The sequence below is a fragment of the Bradyrhizobium sp. genome, from assembly GCF_049512235.1.
Taxonomy (GTDB): Bacteria; Pseudomonadota; Alphaproteobacteria; order Rhizobiales; family Xanthobacteraceae; genus Bradyrhizobium.
In genome coordinates this window covers 1-6,632 of sequence record NZ_JBEKXH010000571.1, presented here as the reverse complement: position 1 = coordinate 6,632, position 6,632 = coordinate 1, and the positions used below count along the sequence as shown (strand labels likewise).

General features: G+C 62.0%; 5 protein-coding genes. 2 read left to right on the top strand and 3 right to left on the bottom strand.

All coding sequences use genetic code 11. The features are described from left to right. Positions 1–60: 60 nt before the first annotated feature. The 3 genes from ABSG20_RS31910 to ABSG20_RS31900 are packed head-to-tail and all read right to left on the bottom strand — an operon-like array spanning position 61 to position 3,713. Positions 61–372 carry an HlyD family secretion protein gene (locus tag ABSG20_RS31910; RefSeq protein ID WP_423868435.1) on the bottom strand — a complete coding sequence of 104 codons (312 nt, stop codon included), beginning with the start codon at positions 370–372 and terminating at the stop codon, positions 61–63. Next, the gene (locus tag ABSG20_RS31905; RefSeq protein WP_423868434.1) at positions 359–2,689 is read right to left on the bottom strand and encodes an ABC transporter permease; all 2,331 of its coding nucleotides are present in this window, start codon (positions 2,687–2,689) and stop codon (positions 359–361) included. Before ABSG20_RS31905 ends, ABSG20_RS31910 begins: the two co-directional genes overlap by 14 nt. A 28-nt stretch (positions 2,690–2,717) precedes the next feature. Beyond that, positions 2,718–3,713, bottom strand: a complete 996-nt coding sequence (locus tag ABSG20_RS31900; RefSeq protein ID WP_423868433.1) for an HlyD family secretion protein — start codon at positions 3,711–3,713, stop codon at positions 2,718–2,720. Positions 3,714–4,535: 822 nt separating this feature from the next. Between ABSG20_RS31900 and ABSG20_RS31895 the strand changes: the two genes are divergently transcribed. Both ABSG20_RS31895 and ABSG20_RS31890 read left to right on the top strand, forming a co-directional pair. After that, positions 4,536–6,188: a fatty acid--CoA ligase gene (locus ABSG20_RS31895; protein WP_423868432.1), complete on the top strand. Its 1,653-nt coding sequence runs from the start codon at positions 4,536–4,538 to the stop codon at positions 6,186–6,188. Between the two features lie 39 nt (positions 6,189–6,227). Then, positions 6,228–6,632, top strand: a 405-nt coding sequence (locus tag ABSG20_RS31890) for a MaoC family dehydratase (RefSeq protein WP_423868431.1), incomplete at its 3' end; no start/stop codon positions are given.

The following is a 6,632-nucleotide window of genomic DNA, read 5'->3' as shown; positions in this document are numbered from 1 at the left end:
GTGGTATCCGTGACCAAGTTCAAGGACGACGAGGAGGCCCTCGCAATGGATCCGCAGCAACTACGTCAGCTTTCGCGAGCTCGAGCTGAGTTTGATCCTGCAGGGGTCGTGAGGCCGTGCCTGGTCAGCCTGTGCCGTCAACTCCACCGCGGACAGCCTCGCCAGGACATCGCCGGCGTGCACATGGGCGCCCTTCTCGACCGCAATCGACGCGAGTTGGCCGTCCACCTCCGGTTCCACCCTGACTTCGGTCGCCCGCACGACGCCAACGATTGAGACCGGCGATCCGGAACGTCGCTCGGAGTAGACCAGAACGCCCGCGACGAGCACGAGCGGGATCGCAACGATGGCGGCACGCCTAGCCCTGCGCATGTCTCTGTCCTCTCTTGACGGCAATCGCCGAGATCACGGCGAGCGCGAAATAGATCAGCGCAAGACACCATAGTCCGAGCCAGTCATGCGCGACCTCCCAGATGCTGGCGCCCAGCTGGTTGATGCGCACGAGGCCATCAATCGCGAAGTCGGCGGGGAAAGTCCGGCCCAGCGCGATGGCCGCCTCTGGGATTGCTTCGCGCGGCCAGGCGAAGCCCGCGGTGAAGAACTGAGGCAGGCTGGTCGCGAGGAGGAGGATGGTTGCGTTTTCCGGCCGCGTGAACCAGGCCCCGACGGCCTGCCCCATGAAGCTGGTCGCAAGCAGAAAGACGGTCGCGAGCGCGAAGAGTTGCGGAAGATGACCGAGCGTCGAAAAGCCGTAGAACCGCGGCAGTACGATGAGATAAAGCGCGAGCGCTGGAAGGTAAATGGTCAGATGGGCGATGCCGCGGCCGAGCACGCCGGCGAATGCTCCGCCGCCTTTCGCCAGCGCCGTACCGGTCAACATCGCCGCACCGATCAGAAGTGTTTGCTGCAGGATCAGCACGAACGCCGCCGGGACGACGTAGCTCGCATAGCCGCCCACCGGGTTGAAGATCGGCTGCAGCAGGACATCGGCCGGGCTCAGGCTCGCCAATTTCGCCTTGACAAGGCTACCATCGGAGCGGGCGCCGCGCGATACGAGGTCGGACGTCAATGCACCGACCGCCGTGGCGACGCCGCTTGCGGTCGACCTGAATATGAACAGGTAGGTGGCATCCGCGTAGACCGGGATGTGAGCGGTGATGCCCTTGAGCACGTCGCGCTCGGTGTCTGGCGGGATTTCGACGGCGGCAAAAGCCTTGCCGCGATCGATTGCGGCATGCGCTTCGGCAAGTGTGCGGGCGCGAACCACGACGCTCAATGCTCCGCTTGCGTCGAGCGTCTCGACGATCTGGCGGCTGAGATCGCTCAGATCGTTATCGACGACCGCGATCGGTAGCTTGCGAAGGATCTGGTTCAGATAGGGTTGCGGATAATAAATACCGTAAATCAGGGGAGCCAGGAACAGCAGACTGAAAGCGCTCCGCGTTCCGAGCACGCGCCGCCACTCCGCCTTGAAGGCGCCGCCGATGCCCCGCGGCGCGCCCTCTGTTTCGGATTGCTCTTCAGGGCGCCCCGCCTCAAACCAGCCCTTGCGCGTCAGGCTCGCCATGCGCAGCAAGGCGAGCCCGGCGAAAAGCACTGTCAGGCCCGCGAGCACCGCGAAGGAAACGGCGGAATCCGAGACCGGCAATCCCCGCGCCGCTTGTCCCAGCAAGACGGCCATGTACCAGCGCAGCGGCAGGACAGCGCTCCAGACTTGCGCAAACGTGTTCATACCGACCGTCGGGAAGCCGACGCCCGCATAGCCGAATGCAGGAGAGGCAATGAGGCCCGCAAGTCCGAGCCCCGTCGCCAAGTCGCCGACCAGAAGCTGCAGCAAGGCTCCCAGCGACAGGTGAGCAACAATCAGGAGTGAACCTGCGGCCACGATCAACGGCGCGTCTCCCCTGAAGGGGATCTGCAGCACTCCCTCCAGGAAGAACGACTCGGCCAACATGATCAGGACGAATATGCCGAACAGTGGCGCGAGCTTGCCCACCAGCGCGACGACCGGATCGCCTCCGGCGCTTTCGAGCCACGCCCGCGCATCGCGACGGCGGAATTCGGATCCGACGGAATAGCCCGCGGCCAGGGTGATCACCACATGGATGATCGTCGGCAGCAGTGCGCGCAGCAGGAACTGCGCATAGTTCTTTTGCGGATTGACCAGCGCGATGGTCTCCCCGGTCAGCGTTCCGATGGAAGCCGGCGCGGGCGCGGCGCGCTTGGCGGGGGCGGCCACGGCCGCCGCGGCGGATAGCGCATCGCTCAGGCCCGAGGACGCAATGCCTGCCGCCGTCAGGAACTGCTGGTTATAGAAGCCGACGACCTGCGGGCGGCGTTCGGCTTTCAGGTCGCGCTCGAAATCCGGCGGGACATAGATTGCCGAGATCGCCTTGCCGGACCGTATATCCTGCGCGGCCGTGGACAGCGTACCAGAGCGGTCGACGATTTGCAGGCTCGGAGACGCCGCGACATATTCCACCAGGGCACGCGATGCGTCCGACTTGTCCTCGTCGACGATCGTCACCCCAAGTCCCCGGATGACCGGATGGCTGAAGACGGTCGTGAGTACCACGAACGCAAAGAGCGGCACGCCGAAGATCAAAAGCAGCGCCACACGATCGCGAAGCAGCCAGTGGCACTCGCGCCGCGCGACCAGCAGAAATCCTGGCTTTGACGCCAGCCTCATTGCCGTGACCGCCAGTCGAGATAGGCGCTCATTCCCGGTCGCAGCTCGGGCACCGGCTGGACCGGGTAGGCGCGGATCGAAAACGTCCGCAAGTCGAAATCGCCGGTAGCGCGCGTGGCCCGCCAGCTCGCATATTCGCCCTTGGTTGCAATAAGCTTGACCTCGACCGTGACACGGCGCCGCCGACCTTCAGGCTCTTGACGAGATCCTCGCGAAGATCGAAATGGATCCAGACATCGGCCAAATCGATCAGCGTTATGAGCGGCACGCCCGGAGATACATATTCGCCGGGCTCTACATTGCGCTGGTAGACCTGCGAAGCGACAGGAGCATAGACGATGAGTTGATCGATGATCGATTGAACGCTCTGGATATCGGCATTGGCCTTTTCGACGTTGGCCCGGGCAATAGCCCGCTCCTCTTTTGTGTAGCCATTAACAGCCTGATCGTAGGCCGACTTGGCCTGATCGACTGCGCGTTCGCTTTCGTGCAGCGAATCGGTCATTTGGTCGAGGCGGGCTTGCGGCGCGTTGCCCTGCTCGGTCAATGTATGAGTGCGATCAAAAGTCTTCTGAGCGAGCACCAGGGCCGCCTGCGCGCGCTCCAGCTCCGCCTTCCGAGCGGCGACGACCTCGGCCCGGGTTCCGACGAGCACGTTGGCAAGCTGTGCCCCGGCAACAGCCATCGCCGTTCTCATTTGTTCGAGCTTTGCGACAGTCTCCGGATTATCGATCTTTACGAGCACGGCGTTCGCAGGAACGTTCTGGCCGCGCTCGACGGGTATTTCCTTGACCCGTCCATCGACACGCGCGGCTATATCCAGCCGTGTTGCATCGACCTCGCCCTGCACCAGCAGTGGTTCCGGTCGCAAAAGATAGAAGGCAGAAAGCGCGAGGACGACAGCTGCAACGATACCGACGATGATGGAAGGCGCACGCGTCGCGGGGCGCGTGTTCTTCTCTTGTCCGTCACCTGGTGCGACGGACGGATCTTGAACATCCTTACCAGAGGTCGGCATGTCCATGCCTGACTCCACTTAGCTCATGACAGGGTTAGCCGCTTCCATGTCCTGGTTGTCAGGCATCGTCCAATCCCGATGGCCGTTCCGGGCGAGTAGATGCTCGAGCAGGAAGACAAACGATTGGTAAGGCAGTCCTGTCGCGTGTAAAGGTCCCATTTCGCAGGTTCTGTTTGCTGAAATGTAGGCGTCCGCGGGTCTGGTGTCGAGCACGGCCATTGTACCTCTGGCCGCGGAAACCACAAGCTCCGGGTGCGGCAAGCCGCGGTCTCCGGTAGTGTCGCCAGCAGGTGTCCCCACGGGCAACGTCTCCGCTCAGTCCTGCGATGGAACAGCTTCTATCGATCAGCGATCAAACACCGAGGTCGTCTTCGCCGCTTGGAGATCCCTGCTGCAACGAGGCTAATATTGCGGTCTCAAATGCAGACCACTCTCGACTTGCGCGTACCGGGAGGAAATTTGCAGCGTCGCCGTACCCCAGCGTGAGAGCGATGTCCTCGTTCGCGAGCTTCGTCGTGCGGAGATACTCTTCAGGCTGCCTTGGGTTTCTTGTGCAGAGCAGGATGGGGAAGTCGCAGACGCAGACGCCCGCGAACCACGAAAACAGCAGTCCTGTTCAAGACCACGTCCCCAAATGAAGGCAGCCTGTCCAACTTAGACCCGGTCGATGTCCGTTTCGGATCTTCACAAACACCAGGCGTCACGCGACGCTCCGGTCACTGTCGGTGAAAACGGACACCGCCGTGAGGCGGGGCATCTGGCGAACCGCGTGATCAGAAGTGCGGACGTCGTAGGTCGGTCGGAGACGCGAGATCGAGGGAGGCCGCCATGGTCGGAAGGCTGATTCAGGTCGCCAAGTCCGCTTATCAGTATCCTCTGATCCTGAAGCAGTTGTGGCACACGCCGCTATTGCAGTCGCCGGATCAGGAGATCGTCTATCGCGATCGAACGCGCTTTAGCTACCGGCAGCTCGGACAGCGCATTGGACGGCTCGCGTCCGCTCTGGAAAAGCTTGGCGTGAAGCCCGGCGATACGGTCGGTGTTCTCGACTGGGACAGCAACAGGTTTCTCGAAGCGTTCTTTGCGATCCCGATGATGGGGGCGGTGCTGCAAACCGTAAACGTCCGACTCTCACCTGAGCAAATCGCCTATACCATTGATCACGCCGGAGCCTCGACGCTCCTTGTCAATGATGAGTTCGTTGAATTGGTGGAAGGGCTCAAGCCGCGACTGCCAAAGGTGAAGACGCTGGTCGTGTTGTCGGATCGGCCTTCACCCGAGACGGGAAGCCTGGCCTTTGCGGGCGAGTATGAGAGCCTTTTGGCTGCGGCCTCGCCCGACTATGACTTTCCGGATTTCGACGAGAACACGCAAGCGACGACCTTCTACACGACCGGTACGACCGGTCTGCCGAAGGGGGTCTATTACAGCCATCGGCAATTGGTGCTGCATTCGCTCGGCGAACTGGCGTTCTTTGGCATGGCGACCCAGCAAGGCCGTTTCTCGCGTGATGACGTATACATGCCGATCACGCCGATGTTCCACGTCCACGCCTGGGGCTTTCCCTGGGCTGCGACCCTCGCCGGCGTCAAGCAGGTCTATCCGGGACGCTATGAACCGGCGATGCTCGTCAAGCTGATCAAGAGCGAAGGCGTCACGTTCACTCACGGTGTTCCCACCATCCTGCAGATGCTGCTGAATGCGGCGGCGGCGTCCAACACCGATCTGGCGGGCCTGAAGATGGTCATCGGGGGCTCGGCGCTGCCGAAAGCACTTGCCAAGCAGGCACTCGCCGCCGGTATCGACATCTTTGCCGGCTACGGCATGTCCGAGACGGGCCCGATTGCGGCCGTTGCCCATGTCAGGTCGAGGGATCTCAGCGGCGATCCGGATCAGGAGGTGGAGTTTCGGACCAAGGCGGGGATGGCGGCACCGTTGGTCGATCTGCGCATTGTCGACCCGGACATGAAGGACGTCCCTCACGACGGCAAGTCGACCGGAGAGATCGTACTGCGTTCGCCCTGGCTGACGCAGGGCTACTTCAATAATCCTGAAGGCTCCGAGGAGCTTTGGGCGGGAGGCTATCTGCACACCCATGACATCGCCTTCGTCAGCCCCGGCGGCTACATCCATATCACCGACCGCCTCAAGGACGTGATCAAAACCGGCGGCGAATGGGTATCGTCGTTACAGATCGAGGATCTGATCACCCAATGCCCAGGCGTGGCGGAGGCGGCGGTCATCGGCGTGAAGGACGACCGGTGGGGGGAGCGCCCACTCGCGTTGGTCGTCAAGAAGCCGACCGGCTCGGAGCAAGTGACGGACGTGGCAGTAAAGAAGCACCTCAAAGTGTTTGCGGACCAGGGCATCATTTCCAAATACGGAATTCCCGAAAAGATCCTCTTCATTGCCAGCATTCCCAAAACGAGTGTCGGCAAGATCAACAAGAAGGCGCTGCGCGAGCAGTACGACGACATGTAGCAGCAGGTCTTTGCTCTGCGAACCCATCAGGAAGCGAACATGAGCAATCTCTCCCTTGCCGATTTGGGCCGACAAATTGGACAGGAACTCGGCATCTCGGATTGGGTTGCGATAGATCAGGCGCGTATCGATGCGTTCGCGTCGTGCACCGGCGATCATCAATGGATCCACGTCGATGTCGAACGAGCAAAGCGTGAAAGTCCGTTTCGCGGTCCCGTCGCGCACGGCTATCTGATGCTTGCAATGGTGGCTCCGCTGTCCATGCAGGTCGGAGTCATCCCCAGGGACGCCGCCGCGGGTCTGAATTACGGCATCGATAAAGTTCGCTTTCTGGCGCCGGTGCCAGCAGGCGCGCGCGTGCGGCTGCGCGTCGTCCTCGCCGGCATCCAGCCGAGGGACGGCGGGCAGGTGATCATGAAGACCCGGAATACGCTTGAAGTTGAA